Origin of the sequence: Corallococcus sp. AB049A (assembly GCF_003668885.1) — a bacterium.
In the GTDB taxonomy this organism is placed as follows: domain Bacteria; phylum Myxococcota; class Myxococcia; order Myxococcales; family Myxococcaceae; genus Corallococcus; species Corallococcus interemptor.
The window spans coordinates 1-994 of record NZ_RAWL01000828.1 but is presented as its reverse complement, the minus strand read 5'-3'; the positions used below and the strand labels follow the sequence as shown (position 1 = coordinate 994).

General features: G+C 72.4%; 1 protein-coding gene and 1 pseudogene. Both read right to left on the bottom strand.

From position 1 onward, the window contains the following. Window positions 1-798: ABC transporter permease (locus D7X55_RS39700; protein WP_121725708.1), on the bottom strand; the 798-nt coding region annotated here is incomplete at its 3' end. Beyond that, window positions 795-994: pseudogene (locus D7X55_RS39695) on the bottom strand (ABC transporter ATP-binding protein); the annotation flags it as partial. The pseudogene D7X55_RS39695 and the gene D7X55_RS39700, both read right to left, overlap by 4 nt.

Genomic DNA, 994 nt, shown 5'->3' with positions numbered 1-994 from the left:
CCCCACCGTCGCCCCGCCCTGCGAGCCCACCGCCAGCGACGCCTGCGCCCCGTACAGCGCGCGGCGCACGCCCTCCACGGAGAAGCGCATGGGGTTGAGCGTCATCACCCACGACAGCACCGGCCCGGCGCCCTTCACCGGGAACATGGCCCCGGAGAGCACCCACATGGGCAGCATCACCAGGCTCATCACCGCGTGGTAGCCCGCGCTCGACTTCACCCACCACGCGAGCGCCATGCCCATGCCGGTGAGCGCCAGCGCCGACAGCACCATCACCGCCGCGAGCAGCGCATAGTCCACCGACTTCACGTCCACGCCCGCCAGCGGCGCGAAGAGCAGGAACAGCGACGCCTGCATCAGCGCGATGCTGGAGGAGCCCAGCGCCTTGCCCAGCACCACCGCCAGCCGCGAGCCCGGCCCCGCCAGCACCGCCTGGAGGAAGCCCTCCTTGCGGTCTTCGATGACGGTGATGGTGGCGAAGATGGCGCTGAAGAGCACCACCATGGTGACGACGCCCGGGAAGAAGAACTGCTGGTAGCCCAGCCCCTGCGCGCCCTCCACGCGGAACGAGCCCGCGAAGCCGGAGCCGATGACGAACCAGAACAGGATGGGCTGCGCCAGCGCGCCCACCACCCGGCTGGGCTGGCGGAAGAAGCGCACCACGTCGCGCGACAGGAGCACCCACACGGTGGCCCACTGCAGCGCCAGCGTCCCCGGCTCCCGGCGGTGGGCCGGTGCGGCGGGCGCGGCTTCCACCGGGGAAGAGGACGGAACAGACACGGGGATGTCGGCGCTCATCGGCGTTTCCTCGGCGCGGGCGTGGGCGAGGGCGCATCCGCCCCCAGCGCCTTCCCGGTGAGCTGGAGGAACACGTCCGCCAGCGTGGGCCGGCGCAGCGACACGGAGGCGAACCGTCCCGGGGGGAAGGCCTCCACCAGCCGCGGCACCAGCGCATGTCCCTGCGAAGCCTCCACCTGCACCCGCCCCTCCACCA